This is a genomic window from Pseudomonas asiatica, from assembly GCF_009932335.1.
GTDB classification, from domain to species: Bacteria; Pseudomonadota; Gammaproteobacteria; order Pseudomonadales; family Pseudomonadaceae; genus Aquipseudomonas; species Aquipseudomonas asiatica.
The window spans coordinates 2,933,364-2,951,786 of sequence record NZ_BLJF01000001.1 but is presented as its reverse complement, the minus strand read 5'-3'; the positions used below and the strand labels follow the sequence as shown (position 1 = coordinate 2,951,786).

General features: G+C 61.3%; 15 protein-coding genes. 7 read left to right on the top strand and 8 right to left on the bottom strand.

Annotated features, from left to right (window positions below):
• The first annotated feature begins 197 nt into the window (after positions 1-197).
• Genes vasI through tssM form a run of 3 tightly spaced genes read left to right on the top strand, consistent with a single transcriptional unit; the run spans position 198 to position 5,831 of the window.
• The gene (gene vasI, locus GYA95_RS13680; RefSeq protein ID WP_226989588.1) at positions 198-770 is read left to right on the top strand and encodes a type VI secretion system-associated protein VasI; all 573 of its coding nucleotides are present in this window, start codon (positions 198-200) and stop codon (positions 768-770) included.
• Positions 758-2,248 carry a type VI secretion system protein TssA gene (gene tssA, locus GYA95_RS13675; RefSeq protein ID WP_161551409.1) on the top strand — a complete coding sequence of 497 codons (1,491 nt, stop codon included), beginning with the start codon at positions 758-760 and terminating at the stop codon, positions 2,246-2,248. Before vasI ends, tssA begins: the two co-directional genes overlap by 13 nt.
• Positions 2,223-5,831, top strand: coding sequence for a type VI secretion system membrane subunit TssM (tssM, locus tag GYA95_RS13670; protein WP_043935747.1), 3,609 nt, complete (start codon positions 2,223-2,225; stop codon positions 5,829-5,831). The genes tssA and tssM overlap by 26 nt, the downstream gene beginning before the upstream one ends.
• 30 nt (positions 5,832-5,861) lie before the next feature.
• Here tssM and GYA95_RS13665 read toward each other — a convergent pair whose 3' ends face one another.
• The 4 genes from GYA95_RS13665 to GYA95_RS13650 all read right to left on the bottom strand — a co-directional run bounded on the left by GYA95_RS13665 (position 5,862) and on the right by GYA95_RS13650 (position 11,025).
• Positions 5,862-7,451: a methyl-accepting chemotaxis protein gene (locus GYA95_RS13665; protein ID WP_015271024.1), complete on the bottom strand. Its 1,590-nt coding sequence runs from the start codon at positions 7,449-7,451 to the stop codon at positions 5,862-5,864.
• Complete coding sequence (locus GYA95_RS13660; protein WP_043935746.1) at positions 7,448-9,694, bottom strand: putative bifunctional diguanylate cyclase/phosphodiesterase; 2,247 nt, start codon at positions 9,692-9,694, stop codon at positions 7,448-7,450. Before GYA95_RS13660 ends, GYA95_RS13665 begins: the two co-directional genes overlap by 4 nt.
• A 170-nt stretch (positions 9,695-9,864) precedes the next feature.
• Positions 9,865-10,176 carry a hypothetical protein gene (locus tag GYA95_RS13655; RefSeq protein WP_015271022.1) on the bottom strand — a complete coding sequence of 104 codons (312 nt, stop codon included), beginning with the start codon at positions 10,174-10,176 and terminating at the stop codon, positions 9,865-9,867.
• Between the two features lie 162 nt (positions 10,177-10,338).
• Complete coding sequence (locus GYA95_RS13650) at positions 10,339-11,025, bottom strand: FadR/GntR family transcriptional regulator (RefSeq protein ID WP_015271021.1); 687 nt, start codon at positions 11,023-11,025, stop codon at positions 10,339-10,341.
• Positions 11,026-11,287: 262 nt separating this feature from the next.
• On the opposite strand from GYA95_RS13650, the gene GYA95_RS13645 reads away from it, so the two are divergent.
• The 4 genes from GYA95_RS13645 to GYA95_RS13630 are packed head-to-tail and all read left to right on the top strand — an operon-like array spanning position 11,288 to position 14,130.
• A complete protein-coding gene (locus tag GYA95_RS13645; protein ID WP_013973355.1) occupies positions 11,288-12,073 on the top strand; it encodes a transporter substrate-binding domain-containing protein in 786 nt (261 codons plus the stop codon).
• Positions 12,074-12,095: 22 nt separating this feature from the next.
• Positions 12,096-12,761: an amino acid ABC transporter permease gene (locus tag GYA95_RS13640; protein WP_003258372.1), complete on the top strand. Its 666-nt coding sequence runs from the start codon at positions 12,096-12,098 to the stop codon at positions 12,759-12,761.
• The gene (locus tag GYA95_RS13635; protein ID WP_013973354.1) at positions 12,762-13,409 is read left to right on the top strand and encodes an amino acid ABC transporter permease; all 648 of its coding nucleotides are present in this window, start codon (positions 12,762-12,764) and stop codon (positions 13,407-13,409) included.
• Positions 13,396-14,130: an amino acid ABC transporter ATP-binding protein gene (locus GYA95_RS13630; protein WP_015271020.1), complete on the top strand. Its 735-nt coding sequence runs from the start codon at positions 13,396-13,398 to the stop codon at positions 14,128-14,130. Before GYA95_RS13635 ends, GYA95_RS13630 begins: the two co-directional genes overlap by 14 nt.
• Positions 14,131-14,297: 167 nt before the next feature.
• Here GYA95_RS13630 and GYA95_RS13625 read toward each other — a convergent pair whose 3' ends face one another.
• The 4 genes from GYA95_RS13625 to GYA95_RS13610 all read right to left on the bottom strand — a co-directional run bounded on the left by GYA95_RS13625 (position 14,298) and on the right by GYA95_RS13610 (position 18,288).
• Positions 14,298-15,296, bottom strand: coding sequence for a transketolase family protein (locus tag GYA95_RS13625; RefSeq protein WP_015271019.1), 999 nt, complete (start codon positions 15,294-15,296; stop codon positions 14,298-14,300).
• On the bottom strand, positions 15,293-16,141 hold the full coding sequence (locus GYA95_RS13620) for a transketolase (RefSeq protein WP_015271018.1): 849 nt from the start codon (positions 16,139-16,141) through the stop codon (positions 15,293-15,295). Before GYA95_RS13620 ends, GYA95_RS13625 begins: the two co-directional genes overlap by 4 nt.
• A gap of 23 nt (positions 16,142-16,164) precedes the next feature.
• Positions 16,165-17,463 carry an MFS transporter gene (locus GYA95_RS13615; RefSeq protein ID WP_015271017.1) on the bottom strand — a complete coding sequence of 433 codons (1,299 nt, stop codon included), beginning with the start codon at positions 17,461-17,463 and terminating at the stop codon, positions 16,165-16,167.
• A 75-nt stretch (positions 17,464-17,538) separates the two neighbouring features.
• Entirely contained in the window at positions 17,539-18,288 is a 750-nt protein-coding gene (locus tag GYA95_RS13610; RefSeq protein ID WP_013973349.1) for an SDR family NAD(P)-dependent oxidoreductase, read from the bottom strand.
• Positions 18,289-18,423: the final 135 nt, after the last annotated feature.

Below are 18,423 nucleotides of genomic sequence, written 5' to 3'. Positions count from 1 at the left end.
ATATGATTTTTTCTGTACTAGCCTTTGTTTCGTTTCGGTGCTCCACTATTCGGTAGTTGTGTGGATGACTGCTATTAAACCGTGACTGGCCAGTCGGGTGGCACTGTTGCAATATTTTACGAGTGAGTAAAGCCAATATGATTCTTCGCTATGCATATGGCGTTGGCCTTTCGATGTTGCTCTCCCTGGCGCCAAGTTTGGCAAGCCAGACCAGGGACTGCCCGCAGATCGTCTCCAACGTCGAGCGCTTGGCTTGTTTCGATCAGGCCGCTGGCACCCCGGCACATGTGACGAAACTGCAATGGTCCGCGCCGGAGCAGGATTCGCCCACGCTGCGTCGTGTGATGACCCATGAGGCGGGGCGGTCGCCGGAGGAGCTGACGTTTCGCCTCGAAAAAGGGGATGACGGGCTGATGATCTCGGCGCCCGCAATCGCTTCGGTCGCACCGCACCCCTACCTGGTGATCAGTTGTGTGCAGAACATTTCCAGGTTGCAACTGGTTACCGCACAACCCGTCGATGCCGGCCGGGTGATGGTGCGATTGCAGGGGGAGCGTGGCTCCACCCTCGCTACACCCTGGCAGGTGACGGAGAACGGCCAGGTGCTTGACGCTGGCAGGGGCTTGCCGGGCATCGAGCAGATCAAGCCACTGATCGGGGCCCATCGCATTCAGGTCGAGAGCGACAACCCAGCCGTTGATGGGCTGGTTTTCGACGCTCAGGGGCTGGACCCACTCATCGATGAGGCGCGCAAGGCATGTCGCTGGTAGCAGAGGTCACCGCACAGGAAATTGCCCGGTTGCTTGCCCCCATCGACGCGCAGAACCGTGCCGGCCTGTTCGATGTGGAGAACGAAACCTACCAGGCCATTGACCAGGAAATGGTCAAGCTGGGTGGGCTGCAGGAGCCTTCCATCGACTGGGCCTATATCGAAGAAGCGTCCCGCCAGTACCTGGGCCAGGAGTGCAAGCACCTGCGCATTGTCGCGCACCTGGGTGTCGCTTGGCTGCGCAGCCAATGCTGGGAGCGCTGGGGTTTGACCCTCGCACTGCTGGCCGGCATGGTCGAAGCCTATTGGGAAAGCGCATACCCGAAACCGGGCCCCAAAGGGTTCCTCGGCAAGCGCAAGCTGGTTGGCATGATGCTCAACCGTTTGCTCGTGGCGTTGCCGCGCCTGGACCGCTTCACGTTCAGCCCCGCGCACGCCGCGGCGGCTCAGGGCGCGCTGCAACGCCTGCAACAGCAGCGGGAAGCAGCGCAGCTCGATGAAGCGGCCCTTGGCGAACTGGAGCGCCTGCTACGCAAGCACACGGAACTTTCAAACGGCCTTGCCGAGCCCACCACGGACAAGCCCCCTGCAAAGGGCATCAAGTCTGCGCCACTGGCCGAGGTCATTGCCACGCCGACGCCCCGTGTGTCGTTGGGCAACGAGCGCGAATCACGAAGGGCCATGCTGACCATGGCCGAGCTGATCAATCAACAGGACCCTTACGATCCTGCTGGCTACCAGTTGCGTCGGTTCGGCTTGTGGGCGCACATCCAGACGCCGCCTCAAACCAGGCAGGGCAACCGCACGGAGCTGATGGCGGTGCCGCAGGACATTGCCGGGGACTATGAAGATGCCATTGCCGCTACTGCAATCGACGCGGCCCTGCTGCAGCGGATCGAAAAGAGCGTGACGGCTTGCCCCTACTGGATTCGCGGCAGCTTTCTGGCAGCGAGCGCTGCCACGCGGCTGGCGATGGGCGAGGTGGCTGAGGCCATTCGCGCTGCGACCGCGCGGTTTGTGCAGCGCATGCCCGCGCTGCAGCAGTTGTGCTTCAGCGACGGCAAGGTATTTGTCGATGACCAATGTCTGGCGTGGCTCAGGGGGGCGCAAGGGCAATCCGATTCGGACGCAGCCTCTCAGGAATTCGCCACGTTGCGAGAGGAGTTGGCCTGCCAACTGGAAACCAGCGGCGTGGAAGCGGTGTTGCTCAGGCTGCAGGGCATGCAGGCGGACTTCCGCAGCCTGCGTGAGCGCTGCCATATCACGGTGATCGCGGCTGATCTGCTGGCTGCTCGGGGCGTGTCCTGGTTGGCCCAGGACTTGTGCGCAGGCGTTGCCCGAACGATGCAGGAAACCACCGCCAGCGCCTGGGAGCCTGCGGTGTTTCAACGCCTTCAGCAGTACGCGTGCACGGTCCATCAAGGGCTGATTGGAACAAGGAACGGGAGTCAGGATGAATCAACTGTGGAAGCATCTTAAACGTTGGGGCTTGCCCCTGGTGGCCCGTATCGGCCTGGCCATGCCGCTGCTGCTCGGGTTGGGTGCCGCATTGATGCTGGTTGCAATCTGGTGGCTCGGCCCGCAATGGGTCTGGCGCGGGCAGCAGCCGCTGGCTAGCGTGGCGCATCGCGGTTTGGCCAGCCTGGCGCTGGTGTTGGTGCCGCTACTCTGCTGGCTTGTGGTGCTGCGCAGGCGTTTTCGCCGTTTGCAGGCCGAACGCAAGCAGGCGGTGGACGCTGAACTGGACAACGTGTTGCCTTTCGTCCAGGCACAGGAGAAAGCCTTGGACCAAGGGCTGGCACGCTATCTGGACAATGCGGGTGGCAGGCGTGCCTTGTACCGACTGCCGTGGTATCTGGTGGTGGGCGACCAACAGGCCGGCAAGACCAGCTTCATCGACCGTACCGAACAGAGTTTTTCCCTGACCCGCATCGACAAGGCACAAGCGCGAGGCAGGCAAGCGCAGGTGCTGGCTTATCCGATAGGCTGGTGGGTCAGTAACGATGCGGTGATCATCGACCCGCCGGGCGCTTTCGTCCGTCAGGAATCGTTGGCAGGTTCATCAGCCGAGGAGTCAGACACGTCGAAAGCGCCACCCGCCACCTCGGCCAGGTTGTGGGAACACATGCTGGGCTGGCTGGTACGTAACCGAAGCCAGAGAGCACTAAATGGCTTGCTGTTGGTCGTTGACCTGCCTGCGCTACTGCATGGCACGCCTGAGCAACGTGTCGCCTTGGCGCATGTGCTACGCACGCGGCTGTATGAAGTGAGCAGTCAGTCGGGCTCGCGCCTGCCGCTGTATGTGGTACTGGCCAAATTCGATCTGCTGGACGGTTTCGACCAGCTGTACGCTGGGCTTCCTGCCGCCATGCGGGAAAACATGCTGGGCTTCACCTTCAAACTGGATGCGGTCGGCACGTTCGATGCCTGGCTGGATGAATATGGCGATCATTACGATCGGTTGATAAGGCAATTGTTTGAACAGGTAGTGGACCGGCTCGATGTATTGGCCGGTGCGCCGTTGCGAGTTCGCTTGTTTTCGTTGCATGCCCAGTTGATCGGGCTGCGTCCGATACTGTTGGCCTTCCTGAAAGAAACCCTCGCAAGTGACCGTTTCACCACGCCTGCCTTGGTACGTGGCGTGTACTGGTCTTCGGTCTTGCAGCAGGGCGACATGCTCAATGCGTTCGTGCGTGAGGCGGCACAGCCGTACAAGACCGAGTTTCCGCTGCGTGAAGGCAAGGCGCAGGGGCAGGCGCTGGTCTACTTCATTCAGCACGCCTTCCGGCGAGTCATCTACCAGGAGGCCGGCCTTGCCGGGGACAACATCAAGGTAGCGCGCAGCAAACGTCGGTTGCTCTGGGTGGGGTCTGCAGTAGGCGTGCTGGCCTTCAGTGTCGCCATCGCCAGTTGGCAACGCTACTTTGACATCAATGGCGCCAAGGCCGCCAACGTGCTCGCCAAGAGCAGAGAGTACAGTCATCACGAAGTGGACCAGCGTCTGGACCCCACCGGGCGCAACCTGCTGGAACCGCTGGACCAGATACGCGATGCCGTGTCGGTGTTTGGCAACTATCGTGCCGCGTGGCCAGGTGTTTCCGACCTTGGCTTGTATCAGGGGCGCGCCATTGGCCCTCGCGTCGATGAGGCCTACCTGAGCTTGCTCTCCAGGCGCTTCCTGCCAGCCTTGGCCAGCGGTGTGATCGATGCCATGGACGCTGCGCCGCCGGGCAGTGAACAGCAGATGGCTGCGCTTCGGGTTTATCGAATGCTGGAGGACCGCCAGAGCCGCCGCCCCGAATGGGTCGAGGACTGGATGGCCCGCCAGTGGCAACAGAAGTTCCCCGGGCAGGGGCAATTGCAAGGCGACCTCATGCGGCACCTGCAGTATGCCTTGGCCTATGCCGATACCGATCTGCCGCAGTATCGCCAGCGTATTGCAGAGGTGCAGCAGGTCCTGCGCAAGGTACCTTTGCCAGAGCGGGTGTACGCGAGCCTGAAACAGCAGGCTGGAGAGCAGTTGAATGCCGGCCTGGACCTGCGTCATCAGGTGGGGCCAGCGTTCGATGTGGTGTATCACTCCTCACCCGGCTTCAGGCAGGGGGAGGGTGTCCTGATAGCGCCAATGCTCACCGCCAAGGGCTTCAAAGAGTACTTCGAACCACGTAGTCAGCGGTTTGCAGATATGGCCATGATCGACCAGTGGGCACTTGGAGAGCGTGGCCAGCTCGATTACTCGGATGCCGACCGGGAGGCGCTGGGCGAACGGCTGCGTAACTTGTACAGCGCCGATTTCATTGACAGTTGGCGTCGTGCCTTGAATGCCTTTTCGGTGGCTGACTTCCGCGACCTGGATCATGGCGTAGCGATCCTGGGGCAGTTGACCGGGCCAGCAGCGCCCCTGCATCGGTTGCTGGACACAGTGAGGGACAACACTTCGCTTTCATCAGCCGTTGTCGCTGAGGCACCCGGGGAGGTCGAAGCGTTGCGACCGACAAGTGGCAGGCCTGATCAACAACAGGCCTGGGCCATTCAGCGGGCCTTTGCCGGGCTGAGTGCCATGCTGCAGGCAACCGGTGAGAAACCCAGCTACTACGATGAAACTCTTGGTGCCATCGCGGCCGTGCACGACTATGCCAAGGCGGTGCAAGACAGCCCCGACCGAGGCAAGGCCGCGCTGCAGGCCGTGCATCAGCGATTCTCGATGACAGGGCAAGACCCCATCGGCACCCTGCAGCGGGTGGCCACCGGCTTACCGGAACCGATCAACCAACAGGTCAGAAAGATGGCCGATCAAGCAGCACAGGTGCTGAATGTCGAAGCCCTGCGCGAATTGGAGCGACGCTGGGACGCCGAGGTATACAGCTTCTTCCAGCAGCGCCTGGCAGGGCGCTACCCCTTTGTCGTGAAGGCTCCCGACGCCTCGCTGGACGACTTTGAGGCCTTCTTCGGGCCGAAGGGGCGGCTGCAGCAGTTCCATGATCAATACCTGAAGGTCTTCCTGAGGGATAACCTCGAAGCCCTGCAGGCCGGCCAGCAGGGGCAGTCGCTGATCCGCAGTGATGTGCTCGAACAGCTGGAGCGGGCAGACCGTATCCGCGAGACCTTCTTTGATCAGCGCGGCAACCTGAGTGTGCAGTTCAGCATCGAGCCGTTGGGCCTGAGTGCCAACCAGCGTACAAGCTTGCTGGACCTGGACGGCCAATTGATTCCCTACACCCATGGCCCGAGCCAGATCACCGGTATCGTCTGGCCCAATACCTTGGGGCAGCAGGTGCGCAGTAACCTGACCTTGCTTCGGCAGAACGGGAACAGCAGCAGCCTTGAGTACCGTGGCCCCTGGTCGATGTTCCGCTTGCTCAGCCGTGGCTCGCTCAATGGGCGCACGGCGACCAGCGTGGACCTGAGCTTCAGGACCGGCGATGGCGTGATGCGCTACAGGCTTAACGCGCAGAAAGCCTTCAACCCTATTACGCAAGAGCCTTTCAAAGGTTTCCAGTTGCCACGAGGGTTGTTGCAGAAGTCGCCCAAGCTGGGGCCGACCACGCAGGCCGGCTTGTGAGGGTTGGCTTGGGAATACGGTGCGAACCGGTCACCCATTGCGCTGGCGCCCCCAAAGTTGCGCCGACAGCAGTTGAAGGCGCTCGGCCAGCTTGGCGACATGGGCTGCAGTGGTTCGACTCTGGTTGCTGGCGAGCACGCTTTTCTGGGTGGTTTGACTGATATCGGCCAGGTTGCACTGGATGCTGTCACCCACCGCGCTCTGCTCCTCTACGGCGGCAGCGATCTGTACGCTCATGCCGCTTATTTCATCTACGCGCTGGGTGATCCCGTCCAGCGCCCGGGCAGCCAGCAGTGCCTGTTCTACACTGACACCGGCCATGCTGTGACTGCGCTGCATCGCAAGCACGGCATCCCCCGTGGAGCGCCGCAGGGTGTCGATGGTGCCCTGGATGTGAGCAGTGGATTGCTGAGTCCGCGAAGCCAACCCGCGCACCTCGTCGGCGACCACCGCAAAACCCCGGCCCGCCTCTCCAGCGCGGGCAGCCTCGATGGCGGCGTTGAGGGCAAGCAGGTTGGTCTGTTCGGCGATGCTTTGAATGACCTCGAGTACGCGGTCAATTTCATTGCCATGCTGTTCCAGTTGATGAATCACCATGCTGGTCTGTTGCACTTCGCTGGCGAGGCTATCAATGTGCTGGCGGGTCTGCTCGACCAGTTGGTGGCCGCGGTCGGATTCCTGGTTGGCCAGGTTCGCGGCGCTGGCGGTGAGCTGAGCGTTGCGCGCTACTTCCTGCACACTGCTGGCCATCTGGGTTATTGCGCTGGCAACCTGGGCAGTTTCCCCCTGCTGGCGGAGGGTCGCGCAATTGTTGTTGTCCACTGCAGACAGAAGCTCTTCGGCTTCCTTGCTCAACTGGCGGGACGAATCGGCAATGCGTCCGACTATTGCCCGGGTCTCGGCTTCGAGCATTTGCAGGGTGAAATCGATCTGGCCAAACTGGTCGCGGCGGCCGCTGTAGAGAATCTGGCTCAGCGGATTGTCGGCGATATTCCTGGCTTTTCGGGCAAGGGCGTCGAGGGGGCGCAGGCTGAAGCGCAACACGCCGCCAAGCAGCAAGCTCGATAGCGTCATGGAGAAAGCGGCATGGCTCCAGGACAACGCACCCAGCAAGCCCAAGGCAGCAAAGCACAGCAGGTTCACGCCAGTGCTGGCAAGTGCCAGACGCATGCCGACGGACAGCCGTGACATACGCAGGCAGTTGGTCTTTTTACCACTACGCAACTGTGCATAGAGATGTTCAGCAGCCTCCACCAGCGCTTTGGCCGGTAGCGTGCGAACCGATTGGTATTCCACTGTTTCGCCATTGCGCTGCATCGGCGTGACGTAGGCGCTGACCCAATAGTGGTCACCGTTCTTGCAGCGATTTTTTACCAGCCCCATCCACGAGCGCCCATCCTTGAGTGTCTGCCACATATGCGCAAAAGCTTCTGGCGGCATGTCCGGGTGGCGCACGATGTTGTGATTGACGCCGAGCAATTCGGATTCACTGAATCCGCTGATGTTGATGAAGTCGGGATTGACGTAAGTGATGGCGCCCTTTGGGTTGGTTGTTGAAAGAATGTTCGCGTTTGCGCTGAATTCGACGGCACGACCACTGACCGGAAGATTGGTTTTCATTGTTTTTCTCCTGAACTGACAGGTACGCGCCGCGTAACTGCGCTTCCTTCGAAACGGTCTTCTGTGCTGAGCAGGTGTTGTATCTGAGCGGCGGGTTGTGGCCGGCTGAACCAGTAGCCTTGGGCGTAGTGGCAGCCTTCACCGACCACGAATTCGAGTTGCGCCGAACTCTCGATGCCTTCGGCCACTACTTCCAGGCCGAGGCTACGGCCGAGAACGATGATCGCCTGGCTGATCGCGCTCTGTTTGTTCTCGTAAGGAACGCCGGTGATGAAGCTCTTGTCGAGCTTGAGGATGTGCAGCGGAAAGCGCGTGAGGTAGCCGAGCGAGGAGTAACCCGTGCCAAAATCGTCCAGCGCCAGCAGAACACCAAGGCTGGTCAGCTCATGCAGACAGGCCAGCGTGTCCATGTCGTCATGCATCAGTTGGCTTTCGGTGATCTCCAGGATCAGGCTGGCGGGAGGCAGGCCGCTTTCTTGCAGGATATCGATCAGCCGGAGGGTGAAGTCGGCTTGTTGCAATTGCGTGCTGGAAATGTTCACCGAGCAGCGCAGGCGCTCATGCCCGGCCAGTTGCCAGGCCCGGGCCTGCTGACAGGCCTGGCGCAGTACCCATTCGCCGACGCGGATGATCTCTCCCGATTCCTCCAGCGCAGGGATGAACTCCAGTGGCGAGATCAGACGTTCGCCATGGCGCCACCGCAACAGCGCTTCGACCCCGGTCACCAGAGGTGTCCCTTGGTCCAGGTGATAGATCGGTTGGTAGTACAGTTCGAATTCATTCTGTTGCAGTGCCTGGCCTAGCGCGGATTCCAGTTCCAGATGCTGCTGCGCGGTATCTTGCAATGTTTCGTCGTAGTGGGCGTACCGCGCCTTGCCGGCAGACTTGGCTCGGTAGAGGGCAAGGTCGGCAGCCTGCAGCACATCCAGGGCTTTGCCATTGTCGTGCAACGGAGCGATGCCGATGCTGGCGCTGACCACCAGGGTTCGACCGTCCATGTGCAGCGGTTGGTGCAGGTTGTCGAGGATGCGTTGGGATATCTGCTCGGCGTCGCGGTCGCAGGTGAGGTCGTGAAGCAAAACGATGAATTCGTCTCCGCCGAAGCGGAACAGTTGGTCAGTGGGGCGCAGCGACTCTTTCAAGCGCCTTGCCACTTCCACCAGCACGCGATCACCGACGTTGTGGCCGAGGCTATCGTTGATCAACTTGAAGCGGTCCAGATCGATGAACAGCAGCGCTTCGTAGTCACCGCCCTTGCGCTGCTTCCTGAAGGTCTTCTGCATTTGCTCGTCAAGCCGGATGCGGTTGGCCAGGCCGGTCAACGGGTCATGCTGGGCGGTATGCTGGAGGCGCTGCTCGGCATCCTTGCGTGCACTGATATCAGACTGCGAGCCAGCCATGCGTAGCTCGCCAGGGTTGGTCATTTCGGCGACCCCCCGCACGAGGACCCAGATGTAGTCGCCGTTGTGCTTGCGGATACGGTACTCGTGGTGAACGGATGATGTCTGCCCTTGAAGATGGGCATCGATGGCATGGCGAAAATCCGGCAGGTCGTCCGGGTGCACGCGACCGAACCAACTGGAACTGCTCTCGCCGATGCTGTCGCGGCTGAGACCGAGCATGCTGGCCCAACGCTCTGAAACGTAAAGCCGGTCCTGATCGACATGCCAGTCCCACAGCCCGTCGTTGGCACCGCGCAGCGCGCGGGCGAAGCGAGCCTCACTATCTTCCAGCGCCTTGTGCTGAGCCGCACTGTAGGTATCGATGGCCAGCGTCATGTCGAAGAACACCGCCTTCAACAGGCTTGAATAGAGCGTGGCATCCGGGCTGTCGCCGAACACGCTTTCAAGCATGTCGTCGAGGTAAAGCCGATAGCTGCCGAGATACCACTTCAGCTCCAGCCCGATCTGCTGATGGATTACACCGATGCGCAGGCGGCCGTTGACGTAGGTTTCATCGTAGGGGCCGCTCCACAAGCGCTGGTAATACTCAGCCTGGCTCTGCTTCAAACGGGCGGTGACTTCCGGCGTGCGAAGCAACGCGGACGGCGTGGAAAATTCCGCCAGGTGACGGTACAGATGGTCGACGAAAGCTTGCTGGGACGGGGCCATGTACTGAGCTGCTACGCCTAGTCGTCTGGCATCTTCGGCGCTCCAGTCGAGAAAGCGAAAGCGTTCGACAATCTCCGCATGGTCGAGACGGATACGCTTGAGTAATTCCTCGAGGTCTTTTGTCACCTTCATTCACATCCCCCGGTGTTGGAGAAGATTCCTTTTTGCTGAACAAAAAAAAGCGCCGTGGCAACAAGTTCTGCTCAAGAACTTGTTGCCACGGCGCTTCGTCTTTCAGGCCTATTATCCTGCTCGGCAAAGCCGGTTCCCGCAGGGCGGAACCTGGTGATGGCACATTCACATCACTGGGGATCTTCCGACAATTTATCCAGCAATGCAACCAGGCGTCGCCGCAGCAGCCCCAGTTCGCGGGATTTGAAGGCGTGTCGGGTCTGTTCGAGAACCTCGGTGGCATCCAGCAAGGCAGCCTGTATCTGCCCAGCCGAGCCTAACTGGGTTTCACCGAGCCAGCGGCAAAGCGGGGCGACGCTGCAATTGCCAGGCGTACTCAGCACCTCGCAATCGGGTGCTACAGGCGCCAACAACTGGCGCAATTGATCGGCCAGTTCAAGATTGTTGCAGATAATTCTGGTTGCCGGGTTGGACTCGCTCATCAAACTGCATTCCCATATGTTTGGTGTGCTGTTTACAACACCGCCTATGGCGTTTGATTGATTCAGGTCAATGCTGAAACCTTTCCACTTACCCTGTTAGGGTGATGTTGCTGTGTGCTGTCATGCACGGCAGGCCTGGTATTCCGGTGTTTGGCGGACTAGTCAACATGGGAACACCACGTTCGTGCGCGATGCCGCGTTGCGGATATGCTCCTGCATTGCACGCTGTGCTCCGGCCTGGTTGCCACGGGCAAGCTGGCGCAGGATCTTGCGGTGTTCCTGCCAGGTCTCCATGGCGCGTTCAGGGCGAATGAAAGGCAGCTTCTGGCTCTCCAGGAAAATGTCCTGGCTGGTGGTGATCACCTGCAGCATGGCGTGGTTGCCACTCGCTTCCAGCAGGCGGCGGTGAAAGGCGAAGTCCAGGCGCGCTGCGGCCTCGAAATTGCCGGCGCGCAGCTCCTGGCGCAGCGACTCGACATTGGCTTCGAGCGCATCGATGTCCGCTGCCGTCAGGTACAGCGCCGCCAAGCCGGCGGCGAACCCTTCGAGTGCATAGCGCAGTTGGAAGGTATCGACGGCGGATACCTGTTCGGCATAGGGCCAGGAGAAGCCGGTGGCGGATGGCGGCGCCTGGACGAATACCCCCTTGCCCGGTTGTACGCTCACCAGCCCCAAGGCGCTCAAGGAGGACAGCGCCTCGCGCAGGGAGGCGCGGCTTACACCCAACTGCTCTGCCAGGTCACGTTGGGAGGGCAGGGCATCACCGGGCTGGTAGTCGCCTTCCTGGATCAGTTTGCGGATAGCCTGCAAGGCGATTTCCGGAACTGCGCGGGGGAGTGTGTCGAGCATCTGTTCAGACCAGCTGGCAAGGGGTCTGCGCTTTTTAAAGGCTTTACTGGTTGCCTGGCAAGTATCGCCCCATGCTGACGCAGCGGGGCAGGTGGCTGCACGAAAGGGGGGCGATGGCAGAGGGTAGGCGCTAGCTGTTCAGACCAGTAAGACCGCGCGATGCCAAGGGGCGAAAGCGTATTCCGGGGCTGCCGGGCAACACTGGCACGGCCTGTGCTTTTCGGGCTAGGCAACTTCTTCGCATGCACCCGAGGCATTTTCCATGAAAAACATCCGTTCCTTGCTTCTGGCCGCCCTGGTTTGTGGCGGCGTCATGAGCGTTTCCCACGCCCAGGCCGATGCGCTGGCCGACATCACTGCCCGGGGCGTGCTCAAGGTAGCCGTACCCCAGGACTTCCCTCCCTTCGGCTCGGTGGGGCCGGACCTCAAACCTCGCGGCCTGGACATCGACACCGCGCAGCTACTGGCTGACAGGCTCGGCGTCAAGCTGGCGCTGACCCCGGTCAACAGCACCAACCGCATTCCGTTCCTCACTACCGGCAAGGTCGACCTGGTGATTTCCAGCCTGGGCAAGAACCCGGAGCGGGAAGCGGTGATCGATTTTTCCCGCCCCTACGCACCGTTCTACCTGGCAGTGTTCGGGCCGGCCGAGACGTCGATCGACAATATCGGTGCCGTTGCCGGCAAGACCATCAGTGTCACACGTGGCTCGATCGAGGACATGGAGTTATCCGCGGTCGCCCCTCAGGGTGCGGTCATCAAGCGCTTCGAGGACAACAACTCGACCATCGCCGCTTACCTGTCGGGCCAGGTCGAGCTGATCGCCAGCGGCAGCGTGGTAATGGCTGTCATTGCCGAGAAGAACCCGAACAAGGTGCCGGTCATGAAGGTCAAGCTCAAGGACTCGCCAGTATACGTGGGGCTGGCCAAGCAGGAGCCGGCCTTGCTCGAGAAGGTCAACGCCACTCTGAATGCGGCCAAGGCCGACGGCAGCCTCGACCGCAATGCCGAAAAGTGGCTGAAGCAGCCATTGCCGGCCGACCTTTGAACGGCCCTGGAGTCGCCGACCCATGGCCTATCAATTTGACTTTTCCCCTGTGCTGGCCCAAGGCGGCCTGCTGCTCGAAGGGGCTGTGTTCACGCTTGAGCTGACGTTGATCGGCACCCTGTTCGGGGTGGCTATCGGTGTGCTTGGTGCGGTGGTGCGCGCCTGGCGACTACGGCCGTTCGATGCGCTGTTCGGCCTTTACGTGGAACTGATCCGCAACACGCCCTTCATCGTCCAGTTGTTCTTCATCTTCTTCGGCCTGCCCTCGCTTGGCGTTCGGTTGACGGAATGGCAGGCGGCGGTACTGGCCATGGTGATCAACCTTGGGGCCTATTCCACCGAAATCATTCGGGCGGGTATCCAGGCCATTCCCAGAGGGCAACTGGAGGCTGCGGCGGCATTGGCCATGAGTCGTTTCGAGGCTTTTCGCCATGTGGTGCTGCAACCTGCACTGGCCAAGGTCTGGCCGGCCCTGTCGAGCCAGATCGTGATCGTAATGCTCGGGTCGGCGGTGTGCTCGCAGATCGCCACAGAAGAACTGTCGTTCGCCGCCAACTTCATCCAGTCGCGCAACTTCCGGGCTTTCGAGACATATCTGCTGACCACGGCTCTGTACCTGGTCATGGCTATCCTGGTGCGCCAACTGCTGGCATGGATCGGCCGGCGCGCTTTGACGGGGAGACGCTGAATGGATTTCACCTTGTGGGACATCGTGCGCAACCTGCTCGCAGGTTTGCAATGGACCTTGCTGCTGTCGCTGGTGGCGTTCGTCTGCGGTGGTATTGCCGGGCTGTTGCTGCTGTTGGCGCGAATCTCCGATAGCCGGATGCTGCGTGGCGCGGCCAGGAGCTACATCGAGCTGTTCCAGGGGACGCCGCTGCTGATGCAGCTGTTCATGGTGTTTTTCGGCATCGCCCTGTTCGGCATCGATGTTTCGGCCTGGATGGCGGCGGCCATCGCCTTGACGTTGTTCACCAGTGCCTTTCTCGCCGAGATCTGGCGAGGCTGCGTCGAGTCCATACCACATGGCCAGTGGGAGGCCTCCGGCAGCCTGGCCATGAGCCGTCTGGAGCAGTTGCGCCACGTGATCCTGCCCCAGGCCCTGCGCATTGCCGTCGCGCCGACCGTCGGGTTCTCGGTGCAGGTGGTCAAGGGCACGGCGGTGACCTCGATCATCGGTTTCACCGAGCTGACCAAGACCGGCGGCATGTTGGCCAACGCCACTTTCGAACCGTTCCTGATCTACGGTCTGGTGGCCGTGGGTTACTTCGTCCTTTGCTACCCGCTCTCGCTGAGCGCCCGTTACCTGGAGAGGAGGCTGCATGCCCCTGCTTAGAGTGTCCGCATTGCACAAGTACTACGGCGACAATCATGTGCTCAAGGGTGTCGACCTGGCGATCGAGGAGGGCGAGGTGGTCGCCATCATCGGCCGTAGCGGTTCCGGCAAGAGTACCTTCCTGCGTACCCTCAACGGCCTGGAGTCGATCAGCGATGGGGTGATCGAGGTGGATGGCGAATACCTGGATGCCGGCCGCGCCGACTTGCGCTCGCTGCGGCAGAAGGTTGGCATGGTGTTCCAGCAGTTCAACCTCTTCCCTCACCTGACAGTGGGCCAGAACGTGATGCTTGCACCCCAGGTGGTGAAGAAGGCCGGCAAGGCCGAGGCCCGCCAGTTGGCCGAGCAGATGCTCGCCAGGGTTGGACTGGGTGACAAGTTCGACGCCTACCCGGACCGCCTTTCCGGCGGCCAGCAGCAGCGGGTGGCGATTGCCCGGGCGCTTGCCATGTCGCCAAAGGTGTTGCTGTGCGACGAGATCACCTCGGCGCTCGACCCCGAGTTGGTCAACGAAGTGCTCGGTGTGGTGCGCCAACTGGCCAGTGAAGGCATGACCCTGATCATGGTCACCCACGAAATGCGTTTTGCCCGGGAAGTCGGTGACAAGCTGGTCTTCATGCATCAAGGCAAGGTCCACGAGACTGGCCATCCACGCGAGGTTTTTGCGGCGCCCCGAACAGCTGAGCTGGCGAATTTCATCGGTAGCGTGGCAGGAGGTTAGGTAGCGTCTGCAGGTTTCGTCGCCCCAAGAAAAATGCTCCGTATCGAATGTTACGGAGCATTTCTCATCATTGCCTGGATCCCAAGGGCCGCGGTGTGCCTCTGCCATGGGCCAGGTATCCATCACGCTTGCATCCGCCGCGCTTCAGGTTTGACCCACGGCTACGGTCAAAGCCATGCCTTGATCTGCCTCGATACAGCGTCAGTGGAGATCCCGTATCGGTCATGCAAAGTCGGCAGTGCCCCTGCATCGAGAAACGCATCCGGTAGCGCGATCTGGCGGAAGGTTGGTGTGACCCCGTTGCGCAGCAGTACGCCGGCCACAGCTTCCCCCAGGCCCCCTATGATCGAGTGGTTTTCCGCAGTGACCACCAGGCGACCAGGCTTGCGTGCCTCGGCGAGGATGGTCTGTTCATCGAGCGGTTTGATGGTAGGCACGTGCAGTACCGACACGTCCACTCCGTCCTTTTGCAACTGCTCGGCAGCCTCCAGCGCGCGCATGGTCATGAGGCCGCTGGCTATCAACAGCACGTCCCGGCCACCGCGCAGCACCTGTGCCTTGCCCAGCTGGAACTGGTAATCGTAGCGATCGAGCACCAAGGGTACGTTGCCGCGCAGCAGCCTCATGTAGACCGGCCCCTGATGGGCGGCGATCGCTGGCACAGCCTGCTCGATCTCCAGCGCATCACAGGGGTCGACGATCATCAGGTTGGGCATCGCCCGGAAGATGGCCAGGTCATCCGTGGCCTGGTGGCTAGGACCATAACCGGTGGTCAGGCCAGGCAGCCCACAGACGATCTTGACGTTGAGGTTCTCTTCTGCGATTGCCATGCAGATGAAGTCATAGGCCCGACGGGAAGCGAACACCGCATAGGTGGTGGCAAAGGGGGTCATGCCTTCTCGTGCCATGCCGGCAGCGGCGCTCATCAGCAATTGTTCGGCCATGCCCATTTGATAGAAGCGCTCGGGGTGGGCTTTGGCGAATATGTGCAGGTCGGTGTACTTGGACAGATCGGCACTTAGGCCAACTATATCCTGACGTTGCTCGGCAAGGCTTGCCAGGGCATGGCCGAACGGGGCAGGGCGGGTCGGCTGGCCGTCGGCGGCAATCGAGGCGATCATGGCCGAGGTGGTCAGGCGTTTCTTGGGTGAGTTCACAGTGCTCATGCTTGGCTCCCGGCGTCCAGCGCTTTCAGGGCGAGGTCCCATTCGTTTTCATCGACGCGAATGAAGTGCGTCTTGTCGCGGTTTTCCAGGAAAGGCACGCCTTTGCCCATGCGGGTATCGCAGATGATCACGCGCGGTTGCGCCCCGGCGTGGGCACGGGCCTGGTCGAAGGCGCCGACCAGCGCATCCAGGTCATTGCCGTCCACGCGTTGAACGAACCAGCCAAAGGCTTGCCAGCGGTCGACGATTGGCTCGAAGGCCAGTACTTCGCTGGAATGGCCATCCGCCTGCTGGTTGTTCACATCGATGATGGCGATCAGGTTGTCCAGGCGCCAATGGCTGGCCGACATGGCGGCCTCCCAGGTCGAGCCCTCGTTGAGCTCGCCATCGGACAGCAGGTTGTACACCCAGCTGTCCGACCCCTTGCGTTTGAGCCCGAGGCAGGCGCCGACGGCGATGCCCAAGCCGTGGCCGAGCGAGCCACCGGTGATCTCCATGCCTGGGGTATAGGCAGCCATACCAGACATGGGCAAGCGGCTATCGTCGCTACCGTAGGTTTCAAGCTCATACTCTGGGATTACGCCGGCCTCGATCAGTGCGGCATAGAGGGCAATCGCGTAGTGCCCGATGGACAGGTAGAAACGGTCGCGCTGCTCCCATTCGGGGTTGCCGGGGTCGAGGCGCAGCGCATGGAAATACGCGACCGCCAGCAGGTCGGCGGCGCCCAGCGCCTGGCCGACATAGCCCTGGCCCTGGACTTGCCCCATGCGCAATGCGTGGCGGCGGATATTGCGAGCGCGCACAGCCAGCGGCAGCGCCTCGGTGTAGGTAGGCACAGCAGTCATTGAAGTGACTCCTTTTTATCGAATCAACGATTGACCAGATGGGCCGGTACTCGCGACACCAGGAAGGCGCCAGACATGAGTACCGCCGTGATGAGATACATGCCGATGGCATTGCTGCCCAAGGTGGTAGTGACCCAGCCGATCAGGTAGGGCGAGCAGAAGCCGGCGAGGTTGGCGAAACTGTTCACCGCCGCGATGCCTGCCGCCGCCGATACACCTCCCAACAGCGTGGTGGGCAGCATCCAGAACAGTGAAGAGGCGGATAGCACTCCAGCCGCAGCGAGGCACAGGCTGAGGATCGACAACGTCAGGTTGCTGCCCAGTGCTGCGGCGAGGCTCAGGCCCAGTGCACCGATCAACATGGGGATCGCCAGGTGCCAGCGGCGTTCACGGTGACGGTCGCCGCTGCGCCCGGCCCACAGCATCGCGACGATGGCACACAGGTACGGCAGGCTGGTCAGCAGGCCGATGTGCAAAGGTTCGCTGACGCCGGCATTGCGTACCAGTGTGGGTAGCCAGAACGTGATTGCGTACTGGCCCATCACTACGCAGAAGTAGATGCCCGCCAGCAACCAGAGCCGACGGTCGCGGATGAAGTCGGCCACCGAGCCGTGGTTTACCTTGTGTTGTTCGTCTTCAGCCAGTTCCTTGCGCACCAGGGCTTTTTCTTCGTCGCTCAACCAGTGTGCCTGATCGACGCCATCCTTCAGGTAGCTCAGCACCAGAACGCCCACCAGTACCGTGGGGATGGCTTCGAGCAGGAACATCCACTGCCAGCCCGCCCAGCCGTGAACGCCGGCAAAGCGCTCCATGATCCAACCCGACAAGGGGCCGCCGATCATGCCCGACAGCGGAATCGCGATGAACCACAGCGCGGTCATCTTCGCTCGGCGGTAAGACGGGAACCAATAGGTCAGGTACAGCAGAAGCCCTGGTGCCAGGCCTGCTTCGGCGATCCCCAGCAAAAAGCGCAGGGTATAGAATTGCCAGGCTGTCTCCACCAGGGCGAACATCGCCGAGATGATGCCCCAGGTGATCATGATGCGAGCGATCCAGCGTCGAGCGCCCACTTTGTGCAGAATGATGTTGCTGGGCACCTCGCAGAGAAAGTAGCCAATGAAGAACATGCCGGCGCCCAGCCCATAGACCGCTTCGGAAAGGGCCAGGTCGTCCATCATCTGCAGCTTCGCAAAGCCGACATTGACCCTGTCCAGATAGGCGCACAGGTAGCAGAGCATGAGAAAAGGCATCAGTCGCCAGGCCGTTTTACGGTAGGCACTGCTGCGTGCGGCGGATACCGCATCGAGCGCTAATGTGGTCATTCGTTCTGATCTCTTGTTGTTATCGAACGCGTGACCTGCGCCGGGCTCGGGTGCAGGTCACGATGCACCGGGTGCTCAGTGGATCAGCATCCCGCCGTTGACATCCAGGGTAATGCCCGTCAGGTAGCTGGACAGGTCACTGGCCAGGAACAAAGCTGCATTGGCGACATCGCGCGCCTCGCCCAGGCGGCCCAAGGGGATGCCTTCGATGATGGCGTGACGGCGCTCATCCTGCATGAGGCCACCGGTGATGTCAGTGTGAATCAGGCCTGGCGTGATCGAGTTGACGCGAATATTGTCCGGTCCCAGTTCACGGGCCATCGCCTTGCCCAGACCGAGTACGCCAGCCTTCGCCGCGCTGTAGTGAGGGCCACCGAAGATGCCGCCACCACGCTGGGCAGACACAGATGACATGCAGATGATGCTGCCGGCGCGTTGCGCCCGCATGGTTGGGATCACCGCCTGGGACATCAACAATGTGCCACGCAGGTTCACGTTGAGAATCCGGTCATAGTCAGCCCCGGTGATTTCCAGGGTTTTCACCGGCTGAGTGATGCCGGCATTGTTTACCAGCACGTCGATCCGACCGAATTGCGCGAGCACTTGAGCGATGGCATCACGCACTTGTGCTTCATCGGCAACGTTGGCAGCCACGCCGAGGTGGCCTTCGCCCAGTGAAGCGGCAGCCTCGGTCGCGGCGGAGGCGTCCAGGTCCAGGATCGCGACTTTGGCGCCCTGAGCGGCAAACGCCTGGGCTGTTGCGCGGCCGATGCCGCGGGCAGAGGCCGCGCCAGTGATCACGGCAAATTTTCCTGTTAACAGCATCGAAGGTGCTCCAGATGGTTGTTGTTGTGAGCGGCGGTTCCAGGCAGAACCGATAGGCACAGCTTCGTCCCGGACAGCAACCCGAGCAACGCTGCCTCCTTCACCCGGTGCTGAAAAAAATTCAGCCCTCGACTT

What these genes read in the sequence shown, in the direction of transcription:
- tssA (WP_161551409.1), top strand. Translation starts at nt 758, where the DNA reads ATGTCGCTGGTAGCAGAGGTCACCGCACAGGAAATTGCCCGGTTGCTT.
- tssM (WP_043935747.1), top strand. Translation starts at nt 2,223, where the DNA reads ATGAATCAACTGTGGAAGCATCTTAAACGTTGGGGCTTGCCCCTGGTG.
- GYA95_RS13665 (WP_015271024.1), bottom strand. Translation starts at nt 7,451, where the DNA reads ATGAAAACCAATCTTCCGGTCAGTGGTCGTGCCGTCGAATTCAGCGCA.
- GYA95_RS13660 (WP_043935746.1), bottom strand. Translation starts at nt 9,694, where the DNA reads ATGAAGGTGACAAAAGACCTCGAGGAATTACTCAAGCGTATCCGTCTC.
- GYA95_RS13655 (WP_015271022.1), bottom strand. Translation starts at nt 10,176, where the DNA reads ATGAGCGAGTCCAACCCGGCAACCAGAATTATCTGCAACAATCTTGAA.
- GYA95_RS13650 (WP_015271021.1), bottom strand. Translation starts at nt 11,025, where the DNA reads ATGCTCGACACACTCCCCCGCGCAGTTCCGGAAATCGCCTTGCAGGCT.
- GYA95_RS13645 (WP_013973355.1), top strand. Translation starts at nt 11,288, where the DNA reads ATGAAAAACATCCGTTCCTTGCTTCTGGCCGCCCTGGTTTGTGGCGGC.
- GYA95_RS13640 (WP_003258372.1), top strand. Translation starts at nt 12,096, where the DNA reads ATGGCCTATCAATTTGACTTTTCCCCTGTGCTGGCCCAAGGCGGCCTG.
- GYA95_RS13635 (WP_013973354.1), top strand. Translation starts at nt 12,762, where the DNA reads ATGGATTTCACCTTGTGGGACATCGTGCGCAACCTGCTCGCAGGTTTG.
- GYA95_RS13630 (WP_015271020.1), top strand. Translation starts at nt 13,396, where the DNA reads ATGCCCCTGCTTAGAGTGTCCGCATTGCACAAGTACTACGGCGACAAT.
- GYA95_RS13625 (WP_015271019.1), bottom strand. Translation starts at nt 15,296, where the DNA reads ATGAGCACTGTGAACTCACCCAAGAAACGCCTGACCACCTCGGCCATG.
- GYA95_RS13620 (WP_015271018.1), bottom strand. Translation starts at nt 16,141, where the DNA reads ATGACTGCTGTGCCTACCTACACCGAGGCGCTGCCGCTGGCTGTGCGC.
- GYA95_RS13615 (WP_015271017.1), bottom strand. Translation starts at nt 17,463, where the DNA reads ATGACCACATTAGCGCTCGATGCGGTATCCGCCGCACGCAGCAGTGCC.
- GYA95_RS13610 (WP_013973349.1), bottom strand. Translation starts at nt 18,288, where the DNA reads ATGCTGTTAACAGGAAAATTTGCCGTGATCACTGGCGCGGCCTCTGCC.